Raw genomic sequence first — 15,500 nt, 5'->3', positions numbered from 1 at the left:
GGAGGGCCGGCTGAGCCCCGGTTCAGCCGGCGAAGCCGCCGGCGGCGAGGAAGGCGAGTTCCTCGGCGCTGGACGGGCGACCGAGGATCGGATTGCGATGGGGAAAGCGCCCGAAGCGGCGGATGATCTCGCGATGCTCACGAGCGTGGGCGAGGAAGGGCTGGCCGAGTCCGTGGTTCAGCGCTACCGAGCGATCCTGGTCGGCAAGGTTCTCGGCATGGGCGAACGGCAGGTAGAAGAACAGCCGCAGCGCGTCCCCGACCTGGCGGTCGAGGCCTTGTCCCAGAGCCCGCTCCGCCCAGCGCCGCGCTTGGGCGTCGCTGGCGTACATGCGCGGGGTTCCACGGAAGGCGTTGCGCGGGTACTGGTCGAGCAGCAACAGCAGGCCGAGATGGTCCTCGGCTTCACCGGCAGCCGGGCGCAGCGCGTTGGCGCAGGCAAGCTCGTAGAGGTGGGCGAAGCGCTCGCGGAAGCGCCGGTCGAAATCGGCGTTCCTGGCGAACCAGAGGGTAGGGCCGGCATCGCGCCAGAAACCGACCACTTCCGGCAGCGGGGACGCGCTGGGAGGAGGCAAAAGCACTGCATGGGGCATCTGCGGATCCAGGAAGTAGAGTAGGGACTCCAGGCTATTGGTCCGGGTTCTTTGGATAAACGTGGGTGGCATGGATAGACTGTCCAGCCATCCCGAATAGAGAGAAGGGGCCTGCCCATGGATCGTCTGGACAGCATGCGTGTGTTCCTGCGTGTTGCCGAAACCGGCAGCTTCACCAAGGCCGCGGACCTGCTGGACATGCCGCGGGCGACGGTCTCGGCGGCGGTCCAGCAGCTCGAAGCGCAACTCGGCAGCCGGCTGTTGCATCGCACCACCCGGCAGGTCCAGCTGACCCACGACGGCAGCGTGGTGCTGGAGCGTTGCCGTCACCTGCTGGAAGACATGGAAGAGCTGGAGAGCCTGTTCCACGACGGCAGCCGTGCCAGCGGCCGGCTCAAGGTCGACGTGCCGAGCCGGGTGGCGCGACTGCTGATCGCCCCGGCGCTGCCGGAATTCTTCCGCCAGCATCCGGACATCGAACTGGAACTGGGCTCGAGCGACCGTTCGGTGGACCTGGTGCAGGAGGGCGTCGACTGCGTCCTGCGGGTCGGCCAGTTGGGCAACAGCAGCCTGGTGGCGCGACGCCTTGGCGAGATGCAACTGATCAATTGCGCCAGTCCCGCCTACCTGGAAGAGCATGGCGAGCCACGGACGCCGGCCGACCTCGACCGGCACTGGGCGGTCAACTATGCCTCGCCCAGCAGCGGCCGGGTGTTGCCCTGGGAGTACCGCGAGGATGGGCGCACCCTGACCCGCGCGTTGCGCAGCCGGGTCACGGTGAACAACGCGGAAAGCTACATCGCCTGCTGCCTGTCCGGACTGGGCCTGATCCAGATCCCTGCCTACGACGTGCGCGAGCACCTCCAACGCGGCGAGCTGCGCGAGGTGCTGCCGCAGTGGCGGGCCGAAGCGATGCCGGCGTACGCCCTGTATCCGCACCGGCGGCATCTGTCGCGGCGGGTCAGGGCATTCGTCGACTGGCTGGAGCAACTGCTCCGCGCCCGCCTCTAGTCCGCGACGTTCATCTCCCCGGCGCGTTCCGGGCTACGGCAAACGGCCGGATTCTGCGACAATGCGCGCCGTTTTCGATTCGCCGCGAGAGAGCCCATGTCCGCCTGCCAGTCCCCCATCATCGTCGCCCTGGATTTCCCCACCCGTGAGGCCGCCCTGGCGCTGGCCGATCAGCTGGACCCGAAACTGTGCCGGGTGAAGGTCGGCAAGGAACTCTTCACCAGTTGTGCCGCGGGTATAGTCGAGACCTTGCGTGGCAAGGGCTTCGAGGTGTTCCTCGACCTGAAATTCCATGACATCCCGAACACCACGGCGATGGCGGTGAAGGCCGCTGCCGAGATGGGCGTGTGGATGGTCAACGTGCACTGCTCCGGCGGCCTGCGCATGATGGCCGCCTGCCGCGAGACGCTGGAGGCCTTCAGCGGACCCAGGCCGTTGCTCATCGGCGTGACCGTGCTGACCAGCATGGAGCGCGAGGACCTGGCGGGCATCGGCCTCGACATCGAGCCCCAGGAGCAGGTACTGCGCCTCGCCGCCCTGGCGCAGAAGGCCGGCATGGACGGCCTGGTCTGCTCGGCCCAGGAAGCGCCGGCGCTGAAGGCTGCCCATCCGGGCCTGCAACTGGTCACGCCGGGCATCCGCCCGGCCGGCAGCGCCCAGGACGACCAGCGGCGCATCCTCACCCCGCGCCAGGCCCTGGACGCCGGCTCCGACTACCTGGTGATCGGCCGGCCGATCAGCCAGGCCGCCGACCCGGCCAAGGCGCTGGCGGCGATCGTCGCCGAACTGGGCTGAGGCGGCTTCCCCCACGCCTGCCGTCGGTGACCGTCGCGCGTCGTGTCGAGCCGGACATGGCGCAGGCATCATCCGCACCGGCACCCAGGGGGGCGCCTGTCCCTCCCCAGCGTCTAGGCTTGTAGCGGGCACTCCGGCAAGTACCGGTGGCAACGGTTTCACAGTTTCGTGAGGAAAAATTGCAAGTGCCTTGCCGGCTGGCCCCAGGCCAGTAGGATCGCTGTTTTCCCCGGAAACGCGAGGTCGGGATGCTGAACACCCTGGAAGCCTGCCTGAAGGCGGTCGATGAGATTCTCCTGGGCAAGGACCGCCAGGTGCGCCTGGCCCTGGCCTGCCTGCTGGCCCGTGGGCACCTGTTGATCGAAGACCTGCCGGGGATGGGCAAGACCACCCTCAGCCATGCCCTGGCGCGGGTGCTCGGGCTCAGTTTCCAGCGCATCCAGTTCACCTCGGACCTGCTGCCGGGCGATATCCTCGGTACCTCGGTGTTCGACAAGGACAGCGGGCAATTCGTCTTCCATCCCGGGCCGATCTTCGCCGAGCTGGTGCTCGCCGACGAGATCAACCGCGCCACGCCGAAAAGCCAGAGCGCCTTGCTCGAGGCGATGGAAGAAGGCCAGGTGACCATCGAGGGCGCCACCCGGCCCTTGCCGGAACCGTTCTTCGTCATCGCCACGCAGAACCCGGCCAGCCAGGGCGGCACCTTCTCCCTGCCGGAATCGCAGCTGGATCGCTTCCTGATGCGCCTGTCGCTGGGCTACCCCGGACGCGCGGCGGAACGCTCGCTGTTGCTCGGCGAAGCCCGGCGCGATCTGCTGCCGCGCCTGGAGCCCTTGCTCGACCACGCGGCGCTGGCCGCTTTCCAGGCCGAAGTGCCGAAGGTCCGCGCCAGCGATGCGCTGGTGGACTACGTGCTGCGCCTGGTCGAAGCGACCCGCACGCAGCCGGCCTTCGCCCTCGGCCTGTCGCCGCGCGGTAGCCTGGCGTTGCTCGCCGCGGCGCGTGCCTGGGCGCTGCTGGCGGGACGCGACTATGTGATTCCGGAAGACGTCCAGGCGGTGTTGCCGGCGGTCGCCGGGCATCGCCTGCGCGACCAGGCGGACCCCACCGGGCACGGTGGCGGCGCGCTGGTGCAATGGCTGCTGCGCGAAGTCCCGGCGCTCTGATGCGCCTGCGCAACTGGCCGCGCTGGCAGCGCTGGCTGAACCGGCGGATACCGCCGGCGAGCAGCGTCGAGCTGAACCAGCGCCGCGTATTCATCCTGCCGACCCGCCAGGGCGGCGCTTTCGGTCTGGCGCTGCTGGTGATGCTGCTGGCGGCGATCAATTACCAGAACAGCCTGGCCTACGGGTTGACCTTCCTGCTGCTGTCCCTGGGCGTGGTGACCATCCTCCATACCTATCGCAACCTTGCCGGCCTGCGCCTCACCGCGTTGGGAGCGGACCCGGTGTTCGCCGGCGAGCGCGCCGGTTTCCGGGTGCGCCTGGAAAGCCCGCGGCGGGCGCGCCAGGCCATCGCCGTCGGCTGGCCGGAGCGGCCGCTGGAATACGCCGACCTGGCAGGCGACGCGGCTGCCGAGGTGCTGCTGTTCCACCCGACCGAGCGACGCGGCTGGCTGCGGCCGGGGCGCCTGCGGGTGGAGAGTCGCTTTCCCCTCGGCCTGCTGGTGGCCTGGAGCTGGGTCGACCTGCGCCAGCAGGCGCTGGTCTACCCTCGGCCGCTGGCCGGCGAGCCGTTCCTCGCGCCGGGCGCGGAGGATGCCGAGGACCAGGGGCGCGCGCTGGCGAGCACGGGCGTCGACGACTACCAGGGACTGCGCGCCTATCAGCCGGGCGACTCGCGGCGGCGCCTGCACTGGAAGGCGTTTTCCCGTGGCCAGGGGCTGCTGGTGAAGGACTTCGCCGCGCTCGGCGGGGAAGACCTGTGGCTGGAATTCGAGCGCCTCGGCGGGGATCTCGAAAGTCGCCTGGGCCGCTTGTGCCATGCAGTCCTGGAACTCTCCGCGCGGCAGCAGCCCTATGGCCTGGCGCTGCCCGGCACGCGCCTGCAACCGGCCAGCGGCGAGGCCCAGCGCGAGGCCTGCCTGCGCGCGCTGGCGTTGTTCGGAGCGGCGCGATGAACGCGATTCCGCGGGTCGCGCTGGTCTGGCTGCTGGTGGCGCAGGTACTGGTGATCCTGCCGCACCTGGCCTACATGCCGCTGTGGATCGCGGCCATGTGGGTCGGTTGCGCGGCCTGGCGGGTGCAGGTCTTCCGCATGCGTGCCGGCTATCCGCGCGCCTGGGTCAAGCTGGCCCTGGCGCTGCTCGCCGGGGCCGGGGTCTGGTTGTCGCGCGGCAGCCTGGTGGGCCTGGACGCGGGGGCGGTGCTGCTGATCGCCGCGTTCATCCTCAAACTGGTGGAAATGAAGACCCGCCGCGATGCGCTGGTACTGGTGTTCCTCGGTTTCTTCGCAGTGGTGGTGGGCTACCTGTTCGACGACGGTTTCCTCGCCGCGCTGTACAGCCTGCTGCCGGTGACCGCGTTGCTGGCGGCGCTGATCGGCTTGCAGCAGAGCGCTTTCGCCAGCCGGCCCTGGCCGACCCTGCGGCTGGCCGGCGGGCTGTTGCTGCAGGCGCTGCCGCTGATGCTCCTGCTGTTCCTGTTCTTCCCCCGCCTGGGGCCGCTGTGGTCGTTGCCGATGCCCGGCAACAAGGGGGTCACCGGACTCTCGGAGAGCATGGCGCCAGGGGATATCGCCGAGCTTGGGCGCTCCGCCGAACTGGCGTTCCGGGTCCGCTTCGAGGGTGCACCGCCGCCGCGCGAGCAGCTCTACTGGCGCGCCTTGACCATGGAGCGTTTCGACGGACGACGTTGGGCTCAGGCGCCGCAATGGCCGGGCGAGGATGCTCTGCACTGGCAGAAGCGTGGCCCTGAGCTGCGCTACGACGTGATCATGCAGCCCAGTTCGCAGCCCTGGCTGTTCGCCCTCGACGTGGCGCAGACCGACCAGACCGACACGCGCCTGATGAGCGATTTCCACCTGCAGCGGCGGCAGCCGGTCGAGCAACGTCTGTTCTACCGAGTCAGTTCCTGGCCACAGGCGCTGCGCGAGTCCAGCATCGATCCGCGCACGCGCTGGCGCAACCTGCAGTTGCCGATGCACGGCAATCCGCGCGCGCGAGCGCTGGCCGACGAGTTGCGCCAGGCCCATGCGCAACCGCAGGCGCTGGTCGCGGCCCTGTTGCAGCGCTTCAACCACGAGCCCTTCGCCTACACCCTGAAACCACCAGCGACCGGCGCCGACGGGGTGGACGATTTCCTGTTCGACACGCGCAGCGGCTTCTGCGCGCATTACGCCGGGGCGATGGCTTTCGTCCTGCGCGCTGCGGGCATTCCTGCGCGAGTGGTGGCCGGTTACCAGGGCGGCGAGCTGAATCCGGCGGGCAACTACCTGCTGGTGCATCAGTTCGACGCCCACGCCTGGGTCGAGTATTGGCAGCCGGAGCAGGGCTGGCTGAGCGTCGACCCGACCTACCAGGTGGCGCCCGAACGGATCGAACAGGGGCTGGAGCAGGCCCTGGCCGGGGACAGCGAGTACCTCGCCGACGCGCCGCTGTCGCCGTTGCGCTACCGTGGCCTGCCCTGGCTCAACGACATGCGTCTGGCCTGGGACAGCCTGAACTACGGCTGGCAACGCTGGGTCCTGGCCTACCAGGGTGAGCAGCAGGGCGCCTTCCTGCAGCGCTGGTTCGGCGGGCTCGATCCGACCCGACTGGGCCTGTTGCTCGGTGCCGCGGCGATATTGTCGGTCGGTCTGCTCGCGCTGTTCCTGCTCAAGCCCTGGCAAGGCCGTGGCGATCTACGCAGCCGCCAACTGCGCCGCTTCGAACGCCTGCTGGAGATGCATGGCCTGCGCCGTTCCCCCGGCGAAGGGCTACGCTCCTACGGCGAGCGCGCCGCCCGCGTCCTGCCGGCGCAGGCGCCAGCCATCGCGGCCTTCGTCGGCGCGTTCGAAGCGCAACGCTATGGACACGGCGGTGCCGATGATCCAGGGTTGCGTCTGCGCGCATTGCGCCGGGCGCTGCCCTGGCGCCTGGTGCGCGCGCCCACGCGGGATGGCCGGGGAGAGGAGAAGGCATGACGGGGTTCATCGATGAACTGCTGGCCGAGGTGATCGGCCAGCAGGTGGCGTTGATGTCGGCGGTCGCCCGCCTGGAGGCGCGCACGGATGGCGAGGCACTGCACGACCTGCGCATCGCCCTGCGCCGTCTGCGCAGCCTGCTGCGGCCGATCCGCGGAGTCCCCGGCGTCGAGGAGCTGGAGCATGCCGCCGCCGAGGTCGGGCGGCTCAGCGGGCCGATCCGCGACCTGGAGGTGCTGCTGCCGGCGCTCGCCGCCGAAGGGCTGCGGGATGCGCTGGCGGTGCGCCGGCCGGTGCTGGAGTCCGGCTACGTGGCGGTTCTCGCCAGCCAGCCGCTGCACCGCCTGCAGCTTTGCCTGGACGTCTGGCCGGCCCTGTTGCGTACGGCCCAGCGGCATGCCGTGCTGGATGGCTTGCACGGCCGGGTGCGCAAGCGCCTGCGCCGGCAATGGAAGACCCTGCGCGCCGAGCTGGCGGACACCACCTACGAGCACTGGCACCCGCTACGGCTGCGGATCAAGCGCGTGCGCTACGGGCTGGAGGCCTATCCGCACGATTGCAGCATTCCCGGCTCGCTGCTGGCGCCGCTCAAGGCGGCCCAGTCGGCGCTGGGCGATTGGCACGACCTCGAACAGTGGCTGTTGCGATGCCAGCGCGAGCCGGACCTGGCGCCTGTGCGAGAGGTCTGGACGGCGCGCTTCGAACTGGCCCGGGAGCGTGCCGGACGGGCCCTGTCGACATTGCAGCAGGCGCTTGCCGGGCACTGAGGCCGCCGGTATTCCGATCGGCTTTTTCCCAAGGATCGCCTCGCCTAAGATGGGCCCTCGAATCCCCTCGCGAGGCACACATGAATTTTTCCGAATTGATCCAGGCGGTCCGCCGCGACCCTTCCTCGGTGGTAGTACCGGCCAGTTGGGGCCAGGGCCGCGCCACCTTCGGTGGCCTGGTGGTGGCGTTGGCCTACGAGGCCATGCTTGCGGTGGTCGAGGCGGGGCGTCCGTTGCGCTCCATCGGCGTCAGCTTCGTCGGACCGCTGGCCCCCGAGCAGCCGGCGAGCTTCAGCGCCCGGCTGTTGCGCGAGGGCAAGGCGGTGAGCCAGGTACAGGTCGAGGTCCGTCAGGGCGAGCAGGTGGTGACGCTGGTCCAGGCCAGTTTCGGCGTCGCCCGCGCGTCGGCGGTGGCGGTGGAAGCGTTGCCGGCGGCCGGGATGAAGGGCCCCGAAGAGAGCCAGGAGCTGCCCTATATCCGTAACGTGACCCCGGAGTTCACTCGCTACATCGCCATGCGCTGGGCAGTGGGCGGCCTGCCGTTCTCTTCGAACAAGTCGCGCCAGATGGGCGGCTGGATGCGTTTCCGCGACGAACCCGAGGGAGAGCCCATGGAGGTTTCCCACTTGCTGGCGCTGCTCGACTCCTGGCCGCCGGCGCTGTTGCCGCACCTGGGTACCCCGGCGATGGCCAGCTCGCTGACCTGGACCGCCGAGTTCCTCCAGCCGCTGCCGCAGCAGCGCAGCGGCGACTGGTGCCGTTACCTGGCGGAGATCGAGGAGGCGCGCGACGGCTACGGCCACGTGGCGGCGCGGATGTGGAGCGCCGACGGCCAGTTGCTGGCGATCAGCCGGCAGATGGTCACGGTGTTCGGCTGAGGCGCATGTCAGGCGGGCGCGTACTCGGTGCGGTTGCGCCCGCCGCTCTTGGCCTGGTAGAGCGCGCTGTCGGCGCGCACCAGCAGGCTTTCCAGGTCGTCCCCGGCGTCCCTGCGCAGGGCGACGCCGATGCTCACGGTCATTCGCAACGGTTCGCCGTCGGGATTGCTCACCCGTAGCGCCTCGACGCCGGCGCGCAGCCGTTCGGCGACGTCCAGCGCCTGGTCCAGGCTGACCTCCGGAAGCAGCGCGGCGAATTCCTCGCCGCCCAGGCGACCGAGCAGGTCCACCTCGCGCAGGCCCTGGCGCAGGGTCTCGGCGACACGTTGCAGGGCGCGGTCGCCGGTCAGGTGGCCGTGGCTGTCGTTGATGTTCTTGAAATGGTCGATGTCCAGCATCAGCGCCACGCAGGGGTGGCGGAAGCGTTCGGCGGCCTTGAGCATGAGTTCCGCCTGGTGCAGGAACGAGTGGCGGTTGTGCAGGCCGGTCAGGGTATCGGTGCTGGCCAGCAGGCGCAGTTCCTGTTCCATGGCCTTGCGCCGGCTGATGTCGTAGCACCAGATCAGGGTCGCCGGCTCGCCGTCGATTTCCAGGTGGCGCGCGCAGATCACCGCCCAGCAAGGCGTTTCCCCGCATAGCTGGGCTTCCCAGCCATCCACCTGGCCGCGCGCCTCCAGGGCGTTCTGCAGGCGGCTGTATTCGCTGGCGCTGGCGAACAGCCGGGGCAGGTTGAAGTCGTCCTGGGCCTGGCAACCCAGGCGCTTGAGCAGGCGCGGGCTGACGTAATGGATGCTGGCGCCGCAGGCGCTGAGCAGGACCACGTCGCTCGGGCTGGCCTCGAGGATGAAATGCAGCAGCGCCTTGCCTTCGCTGAGCTGGCGGGTGCGCTCGCCGACGCGTTTCTCCAGGGTGGCGTTAAGCTCGATCAGATGCCCGGCCAGTTGCTGCGCGCGCTTGAAGTCGGCGACCAGGCGCAGCACCAGCAGGGCACCGCCGGCACCGATCCCGAGCAGCGCCCAGAACAACGCGTAGAACGCCCGGTGCAGGCGCTTGCGGTCGACGTCCAACTGGTTGGTCAGGGCGATGTTGCTGGCGACGACGATCTGGTGGGTCGGTTCGAGCAAGGGCGGGACCTGCTGGACGATCTCCGCGGCCAGGCGGCGCGCGGCGACGGGATCGCCCCAGGGGGCCTGGTCCGACCAGCGATCGCTGAGCTCGATCAGGCGTTGCAGGGTGGCCTGTACCTCCGGACGCGGTTCGGCGAGATGCCTGAACAACGACTGGCGGCGCAGCGGCGCGATCAGGCTGGCGAGGACTTCGAGACGGATCGCCAGGTCGTCGGCTTGGCCTTCGCCGCTCTCGATGTGCCGCGCGGCGTCCAGCGTGCGATCCAGTTCGGCGCGCAGCGAGTAGGTCTGCCACAGCTCGTTGTGCAGGTTCGGCTGGGCCAGTTGCTGGGCCTGGCGCACCGCCAGCCACAGCGCAGCCCCGGCGATCAGCGCCATGAGCAGCACCAGGCCGAGCAACAGCCCCATGATCTGGCGTTGCCGGCGCAGCTTTGTCGGATCGAGCAGCGGCACAGTCATGTCCGTTACTTACTCAAGAGTGATGGAGCTGACCTGCCAGACGGTACGGTTGTAGTAGACCTGGTTTCTCAACTCAGGATAGCGGGCCATCGGGTAGATGATGAAAAGCGGTCCGCGTTCGCGGATCGCCATGTAGGCGCCGTTGCGGCGATAGGCGAGGATGGGCTGGTAGCTGTCGAGGTCGCTGTACGGGATGATCGCCGAGTAGTCGTTCAGCGCCAGCACGCGCAGGCGCTTGGGCGGCGCCAGGTCCAGGTGGCGCAGCAACAGGCTGAGGCGCACGCCTTGCCAGCGGGCGTTGGCCTCGCCGGGGAGCTGGGCTTCCAGGGTCTCGCTGGGCAGGGCTTCGAGGTCGGACAGGGTCAGCCGTACGGGAGCGCCGCCGGACCGCTGCAGGGTGACGATCGGACGTCCGCCCAGCGGCACGGGTTCCGCGGCCTGGGCAAGAGGCAGCCCCAGGCAACAGGAAAAGACGATTAATTGACGCATTGACGGCATGTTGTCGGTCCACGACAGGATTCCGTCGATTATATCGGCAGCGTCGCGCTAAAACTGAAGGGCTGTGCAAAATCCCGGACGAACTGTCACTTATGCCGTTCGCGCCAGGCCCGCCACCAGGCGCCGCTGAGGACGAAACGGGGGAAGGTGACGAACTGCTCGACGAGCAGGCGACTGACAGCGTCGCGCCGATCGCTGAATGGCTCGGGTGCCTGTTCCTCCAGCGCGTGTCCCTTGGCCTGGATCGCCAGGCCGGCGCCGATGCCGATGACACCGAGTACCACCTGCAGCAGGTCCAGGCCGAACAGGCCGCCGAGCAGCAGGATCGCAGCGACGACGAACAGCGGCACGGCGATCAGGTGCAGGACCAGGTTGGTCGGGTTGCGGTGGTTGGCGGCATAGCCGCGCCATTGCCAGGCGAGCAGGTTGGGATGACGTTTGCCCATGTTCTCGGTACTCCGTGACGGCGACCCGCGAGGCGGGTCGTTGCATGTCGTCGAGTCTAGGCGGGGTGCGGCAGCGCGGCGAATGATTCCTGCCTATCCGGGCGATAGGCAGGTGCGCCTGCGGATCAGAGGCGTAGCTGGCCGATGGCGCGGGTCAGATCGCCCGCCAGGTCGACCAGTTGCTGGCTGGTGGCCGCCGACTCGACGGTCTGCTGCACGGTGAGTTCGGTGACGTCGCGGATGCCCACCACCGAACGGGTCATCTCTTCCGCGACCTGGCTCTGCTGTTCCGCGGCGACGGCGATCTGCGTGTTGCTTTCACGCATCTGCGCCACCGCGTTGGCGATCGCCGCCAGCGCCTCGCCGGCGTCGCCGGCCTGGCTGACGCAACCGTCTGCCTTGAGCGAGCTTTCCTGCATGAACTCCACGGCGTCGCGGGTACCCGACTGCAGGGCGAGGATCATCTGGGTGATCTCGTCGGTGGAGTCCTGCACGCGACGGGCGAGGTTGCGCACCTCATCGGCCACCACGGCGAAGCCGCGGCCCATTTCCCCGGCCCGCGCGGCCTCGATGGCGGCGTTGAGGGCAAGCAGGTTGGTCTGTTCGGCGATGCCGTGGATCACGTTGACCACGCCGCTGATCTTCTGGCTGTCTTCGGCCAGCTTCTGGATCATCTCGGCGGTGTCCTGGACGCCCTGGGACAACCCGGCGATCGACGCGCTGACCCGGCTCACCGCCTGCTGGCCGGCGCCGGCCAGGCGGTCGGCTTCCTGCGACTGGTCACGGGTATCGGCGGCGTGCTGGGCGATATGGAAGACCGTGGTGGACATTTCGTTGATCGCGGTGGCGGTCTGGTCGGTCTCGCTCTGCTGGCCGAGCATGCCCTGGCGTACCTGGCCCATGCTGCGGGCCAGCGCCTGGGCGCCTTCGTCGAGCTTGGTAGCGGCCGCGGCGACGGTGCCGACGATGCGCTGGTAGCCGGCCTGCATGGCGTTGAAGGCGCTGGCCATCTGGCCGACTTCGTCGCGTCCCTGCAGCGGTACGCGAGCGGACAGGTCGCCGCTCTTTTCGACGTGCAGCATCACGTCCTTGAGGGTATGCAGGTGGGTGAGGATGAAGCGGATCAGCAGTTGCGAGGCCGCCAGCAGCGCCAGCATCAGCACCAGCACGGCGACGGCGTAGGCGCCGGCCCGGTCGGCGAAGACCTGCCACAGGTCGCTGGCCGGGGCAAGCACGGCGAAGCGCTGGCCGGAGCCGGTCTGGCCGACCCAGGCGCCGAGCAGCGGGGTATCGCCCTGGCGCGCGCCGGACAACTCGATCCAACCCTGCCCCTTGCCCAGCGCCTGGGCAGCGGTGCCGCCCAGGTTCGCGGCCTGTTCCAGCGGCAGCAGGTTGCTGCGGGCGGGCAGGGCGCTGCCCGCCGGCCAGCTCTGAACCAGCTCGCCCTCGGCGGCGGCGGCGCGCTGGGCGGAAGCGTTGCGCCCGGCGGCTTCCTGCTGCATGGCGAACAACACCAACAGCAGGGTGGTGAAGAAGGCCACCGCGTTGACGGCCCAGAACTTGTATTTCAGTGGAATGTCGCTGATCCAGGTGCCCATAGGGGGATTTCTTCTTATCGGCAAGCTAATGGCAAGGCGCCATTATCTTGAAAGCTGAGTAAGGGGCAATCGTTGATGCGGGTCAACGAGACCGTTCGTCAGCTTAGCGGCCGATCCGCCGGGAGCTTGAGGGCGATCTCAGTCGATCGTCGGCAGGCCGAAGAACGCCCGCGCCGCGGCGCTGGTGTGAGCGGCCAGGCGCTCCGCGCTCTCGCCGCGATGGCGGGCCACACAGTCGAGCACCTCGACCAGGTAGGCTGGCTCGTTGCGCCCGTTCTTCGGCTTCGGCCGCAGGCTGCGCGGCAGCAGGTAGGGCGCGTCGCTTTCCAGCATGAGACGGCCGACCGGGATCTCGCCTACCAGATCATGCAGGTGGGTGCCGCGGCGCTCGTCGTTGATCCAGCCGGTGATGCCGATGTGCAGGTCGAGGTCGAGGTAGCCATACAGCGCCCGGCGCTCGCCGGTGAAACAGTGTACGACGGCGGCCGGCAGGCGATCGCGGAAGTCGCGCAGGATCGCCAGCAGGCGCTCGCTGGCGTCGCGTTCGTGGAGGAACACCGGACGCTGTAGCTCGACGGCCAGTGCCAGTTGTTCCTCCAGGGCCTTTTCCTGGGCCGGACGGGGAGAGAAGTCGCGATTGAAGTCGAGACCGCATTCGCCCACCGCGCGTACCCGCTGGTCGTCGAACAGGGCGCGCAGGCCGCGAGCGGTGTCGGCGTTCCAGTGGCTGGCCTCGTGGGGGTGGACGCCGGCGGTGGTAAACAGCCGGCCGCCCTCGTCGAGTTCTCCGCAAAGCTGCAGCGCCTGTTCGCTGTCGGCCAGGCTGGTGCCGGTGATCACCATCTGCACCACCCCGGCGGCGCGCGCGCGGGCGAGCAGTGCTTCACGTTCCGGGGCGAAGCTGGCGTGGGTCAGATTGACGCCGATATCGATGAGTTGCATGGTGCCTTCCTGGAATTCGCAGCGAGGCGGCGCCCCCTCGATCGCGCCGGACCCGCCGGGGGATGGGTGGCAAACCGCTTGTAGAACAATCCGTTATAATCGCAGATCGGGTTCTTCGGCGCCCGGATTATCTACCCAATGCCTCCGTTTGCAGCCGCTGTCGGAGAGGAACTTGCCAAGACTGCCATGCTCTGATTGATCCGGTCCCCCGGAGAGGGACATCGAGCCTGGCCTCTGGAGACCTGGATGACGCGTCTGTTGCTGCTTTCGCTTTGCCTGCTGGTGCTCGCACCCTTGCCGGCGGCTGCGCGCATCACCGGCCAGCCGGACAACTGGCACAAGGAACAGCCGGAGACCCGCGACCTGGCGAGCATCCGCCGCGCTGGCGTGCTCAAGGTGCTGGTCAACCAGAGCCGCAACAGCTCGGGCGAGGTGAAGGGCGAGCCGATCGGCGTCGAGTACCGTCGCCTGCGCGCCTTCGAGCAATACCTCAACAGCCGCTCGCCGTCCGCGCGGAACCTCACCCTCAAGCTCATACCCAAGCCCAAGGACCAGTTGCTTGCCGCCCTGCAGCGTGGCGAAGGCGACCTGGTCGCCCCCGGCGAACTGCTGCCGGCGCACGACGGCCTGCAGGTCAGCCCGAGCGCGCCGGTGCGCGCCGATGTACCGCTGGTGCTGGTGGCGCGCAAGGGCAATCGGCGCTACACGCGCCTGGAGCAGTTGTCCGGGCGGACCATCCCGCTGCCGGCCGGCAGCGCCGCCGAGGGCGCCATCGAACTGGTCAACCAGCGCCTGGCGCAACGCCGCATGGCACCGATCCGTATCGAAAAGCTGGACGCTTCCCTGGCCGTCGAGGATGTGATGGAAATGGTCCAGGCAGGCATCCTCGGCTTCACCGTGGTCGAGCAGCCCATCGCCGAACGCTGGGCCAAGGTGCTGCCGAAGCTGCGCGTCGACCGCCACCTGGTGCTGGACAATCGCGCCGACATGGCCTGGTACGTGCGCCGCGATGCCAGCACCCTGCGCGCGACCATCGACCGCTTCCTCGCCGACTACCGCGCGCCGGCCGACCAGGACGTGGCTTTCCAGCGCGTCTACCGGCGCGCCTACAAGGTCCGCAACCCCCTCGGCGCGGCGGACCGCAAGCGCCTGGAAGCGGTCCGTCCACTGCTGCAGCGCTACGCGCAGCAGAGCAGCATGGACTGGCTGGCGCTGGCGGCGGTGGCCTACAAGGAGTCGCACCTGAACCCGAAGGCGCGCGGTTCCGGCGGCGCCAGCGGGCTGATGCAGATCACCCCGGCGGCGGCGCGCAGCGTCGGGGTCGGCAATGTGCACGACAAGGACAGCAACGTGCTGGCCGCCAGTCGCTACCTGACCAAGATCCGCAAGCAGTTCTTCTCCAGCAAGCACCTCGACGAACGCGAGCGCCTGGCGTTCACCCTGGCGGCCTACAACATGGGCCCGGAGCGGGTGCAGAACCTGCGCACCCAGGCGCGTCGCCGGGGGCTCGATCCGAATCGCTGGTTCTTCCAGGTAGAGCGGGTGGCTGCGGAAGAGATAGGCATGGGTGTGGTGAGTTATGTCAGCAGCGTCAACAAGTACTACCTTGCATATGAACGCGAACGGGTTCGCCTGGAGCCCGGGGTACGTGCGAAGACGGCGACGGCTCAAAAATAATCTATAAATTCGATATTGATAACGCGTTTTTTACGGTTTTAATATCGAATTATCTTGCCTATAGTGTGCCCATCTTATCCCACACCTGAGGACGCACCATGAATCCACTGATCAAGACCATCCTGTCGACCAACGCCGGTGCCGGCCTGGCCATCCTGCGTATCGTCACCGGTCTTACCCTGATGTCCCACGGTTCGCAAAAGCTCTTCGGCATGTTCGGCGGCGCCGGCCTGAACGGCATGGCGCAGTGGTTCGAATCCATCGGCCTGACCCCTGGCTACCTGCTGGCGACCCTGGCCGGCAGCGCCGAGTTCTTCGGCGGCCTGGCGCTGGTGATCGGCCTGCTGGTGCGTCCGGCGTCGGTGGTGGTGGGCTTCACCATGATCGTGGCGATCTTCAGCGTGCACATCGGCAATGGCTTCTTCATCACCGACAACGGCTATGAATATGCCCTGACCCTGCTGATGATCAGCGTGGCGCTGCTGATCGATGGCGCCGGCAAGTTCTCGCTGGACGGCAAGCTGTCCCGCTGAACCGGGCTGGTGTAGCGCGGCGCGAAATTTGGCGCGGATTTGCGCAATAAATGAC

Annotated in this window: 15 protein-coding genes; 9 read left to right on the top strand and 6 right to left on the bottom strand. The window is 68.5% G+C overall.

All coding sequences use genetic code 11. From position 1 onward, the window contains the following. Window positions 1–22: 22 nt before the first annotated feature. Window positions 23–664, bottom strand: a complete 642-nt coding sequence (locus tag LT948_RS13695; protein ID WP_009313871.1) for a DUF924 family protein — start codon at window positions 662–664, stop codon at window positions 23–25. Between the two features lie 45 nt (window positions 665–709). On the opposite strand from LT948_RS13695, the gene LT948_RS13690 reads away from it, so the two are divergent. The 7 genes from LT948_RS13690 (at window position 710) to LT948_RS13660 (ending at window position 8,165) form a co-directional block, all read left to right on the top strand. Continuing rightward, window positions 710–1,603: a LysR family transcriptional regulator gene (locus LT948_RS13690; protein ID WP_003101696.1), complete on the top strand. Its 894-nt coding sequence runs from the start codon at window positions 710–712 to the stop codon at window positions 1,601–1,603. Between the two features lie 96 nt (window positions 1,604–1,699). Beyond that, complete coding sequence (gene pyrF / locus LT948_RS13685; protein WP_003090975.1) at window positions 1,700–2,398, top strand: orotidine-5'-phosphate decarboxylase; 699 nt, start codon at window positions 1,700–1,702, stop codon at window positions 2,396–2,398. 248 nt (window positions 2,399–2,646) lie between these two features. Next, window positions 2,647–3,564 (top strand): AAA family ATPase, encoded by a 918-nt coding sequence (locus LT948_RS13680; protein ID WP_003090974.1) that lies wholly within the window; start codon window positions 2,647–2,649, stop codon window positions 3,562–3,564. Continuing rightward, a complete protein-coding gene (locus tag LT948_RS13675) occupies window positions 3,564–4,517 on the top strand; it encodes a DUF58 domain-containing protein (RefSeq protein WP_003119856.1) in 954 nt (317 codons plus the stop codon). The genes LT948_RS13680 and LT948_RS13675 overlap by 1 nt, the downstream gene beginning before the upstream one ends. Next, complete coding sequence (tgpA, locus tag LT948_RS13670; RefSeq protein WP_023111595.1) at window positions 4,514–6,520, top strand: protein-glutamine gamma-glutamyltransferase TgpA; 2,007 nt, start codon at window positions 4,514–4,516, stop codon at window positions 6,518–6,520. Before LT948_RS13675 ends, tgpA begins: the two co-directional genes overlap by 4 nt. Further along, complete coding sequence (locus LT948_RS13665; RefSeq protein ID WP_003114744.1) at window positions 6,517–7,287, top strand: CHAD domain-containing protein; 771 nt, start codon at window positions 6,517–6,519, stop codon at window positions 7,285–7,287. The genes tgpA and LT948_RS13665 overlap by 4 nt, the downstream gene beginning before the upstream one ends. Window positions 7,288–7,367: 80 nt before the next feature. Next, window positions 7,368–8,165, top strand: coding sequence for an acyl-CoA thioesterase (locus tag LT948_RS13660; RefSeq protein WP_019371656.1), 798 nt, complete (start codon window positions 7,368–7,370; stop codon window positions 8,163–8,165). Window positions 8,166–8,173: 8 nt separating this feature from the next. Here LT948_RS13660 and LT948_RS13655 read toward each other — a convergent pair whose 3' ends face one another. The 5 genes from LT948_RS13655 to LT948_RS13635 all read right to left on the bottom strand — a co-directional run bounded on the left by LT948_RS13655 (window position 8,174) and on the right by LT948_RS13635 (window position 13,235). Next, entirely contained in the window at window positions 8,174–9,751 is a 1,578-nt protein-coding gene (locus tag LT948_RS13655; RefSeq protein ID WP_023098510.1) for a GGDEF domain-containing protein, read from the bottom strand. 9 nt (window positions 9,752–9,760) lie between these two features. After that, on the bottom strand, window positions 9,761–10,249 hold the full coding sequence (locus LT948_RS13650; RefSeq protein WP_003130791.1) for a molybdopterin-dependent oxidoreductase: 489 nt from the start codon (window positions 10,247–10,249) through the stop codon (window positions 9,761–9,763). 86 nt (window positions 10,250–10,335) lie between these two features. Then, a complete protein-coding gene (locus tag LT948_RS13645) occupies window positions 10,336–10,695 on the bottom strand; it encodes an Mpo1-like protein (RefSeq protein ID WP_009313874.1) in 360 nt (119 codons plus the stop codon). A 125-nt stretch (window positions 10,696–10,820) separates the two neighbouring features. Beyond that, on the bottom strand, window positions 10,821–12,293 hold the full coding sequence (locus tag LT948_RS13640; RefSeq protein ID WP_009313875.1) for a methyl-accepting chemotaxis protein: 1,473 nt from the start codon (window positions 12,291–12,293) through the stop codon (window positions 10,821–10,823). Window positions 12,294–12,431: 138 nt separating this feature from the next. Continuing rightward, window positions 12,432–13,235 carry a TatD family hydrolase gene (locus LT948_RS13635; RefSeq protein ID WP_003090961.1) on the bottom strand — a complete coding sequence of 268 codons (804 nt, stop codon included), beginning with the start codon at window positions 13,233–13,235 and terminating at the stop codon, window positions 12,432–12,434. Between the two features lie 246 nt (window positions 13,236–13,481). Here LT948_RS13635 and LT948_RS13630 point away from each other — a divergent pair, with 246 nt between their 5' ends. Then, window positions 13,482–14,912, top strand: coding sequence for a transglycosylase SLT domain-containing protein (locus tag LT948_RS13630; protein ID WP_003138728.1), 1,431 nt, complete (start codon window positions 13,482–13,484; stop codon window positions 14,910–14,912). A 98-nt stretch (window positions 14,913–15,010) separates the two neighbouring features. Next, a complete protein-coding gene (locus LT948_RS13625; protein WP_003090958.1) occupies window positions 15,011–15,445 on the top strand; it encodes a DoxX family protein in 435 nt (144 codons plus the stop codon). The last annotated feature ends 55 nt before the right edge of the window (window positions 15,446–15,500 follow it).

Source organism: Pseudomonas sp. CP-1 (assembly GCF_021213715.1).
In the GTDB taxonomy this organism is placed as follows: Bacteria; Pseudomonadota; Gammaproteobacteria; order Pseudomonadales; family Pseudomonadaceae; genus Pseudomonas; species Pseudomonas aeruginosa.
Note: the sequence above shows the minus strand (reverse complement) of the source record. Positions and strands in the feature narration are given on the sequence as shown.

Coding starts and splice junctions, on each gene's coding strand:
- LT948_RS13680 (WP_003090974.1), top strand. CDS start 2,647: ATGCTGAACACCCTGGAAGCCTGCCTGAAGGCGGTCGATGAGATTCTC.
- LT948_RS13690 (WP_003101696.1), top strand. CDS start 710: ATGGATCGTCTGGACAGCATGCGTGTGTTCCTGCGTGTTGCCGAAACC.
- LT948_RS13625 (WP_003090958.1), top strand. CDS start 15,011: ATGAATCCACTGATCAAGACCATCCTGTCGACCAACGCCGGTGCCGGC.
- LT948_RS13660 (WP_019371656.1), top strand. CDS start 7,368: ATGAATTTTTCCGAATTGATCCAGGCGGTCCGCCGCGACCCTTCCTCG.
- LT948_RS13630 (WP_003138728.1), top strand. CDS start 13,482: ATGACGCGTCTGTTGCTGCTTTCGCTTTGCCTGCTGGTGCTCGCACCC.
- tgpA (WP_023111595.1), top strand. CDS start 4,514: ATGAACGCGATTCCGCGGGTCGCGCTGGTCTGGCTGCTGGTGGCGCAG.
- LT948_RS13645 (WP_009313874.1), bottom strand. CDS start 10,695: ATGGGCAAACGTCATCCCAACCTGCTCGCCTGGCAATGGCGCGGCTAT.
- LT948_RS13640 (WP_009313875.1), bottom strand. CDS start 12,293: ATGGGCACCTGGATCAGCGACATTCCACTGAAATACAAGTTCTGGGCC.
- LT948_RS13665 (WP_003114744.1), top strand. CDS start 6,517: ATGACGGGGTTCATCGATGAACTGCTGGCCGAGGTGATCGGCCAGCAG.
- LT948_RS13650 (WP_003130791.1), bottom strand. CDS start 10,249: ATGCCGTCAATGCGTCAATTAATCGTCTTTTCCTGTTGCCTGGGGCTG.
- LT948_RS13635 (WP_003090961.1), bottom strand. CDS start 13,235: ATGCAACTCATCGATATCGGCGTCAATCTGACCCACGCCAGCTTCGCC.
- pyrF (WP_003090975.1), top strand. CDS start 1,700: ATGTCCGCCTGCCAGTCCCCCATCATCGTCGCCCTGGATTTCCCCACC.
- LT948_RS13655 (WP_023098510.1), bottom strand. CDS start 9,751: ATGACTGTGCCGCTGCTCGATCCGACAAAGCTGCGCCGGCAACGCCAG.
- LT948_RS13675 (WP_003119856.1), top strand. CDS start 3,564: ATGCGCCTGCGCAACTGGCCGCGCTGGCAGCGCTGGCTGAACCGGCGG.
- LT948_RS13695 (WP_009313871.1), bottom strand. CDS start 664: ATGCCACCCACGTTTATCCAAAGAACCCGGACCAATAGCCTGGAGTCC.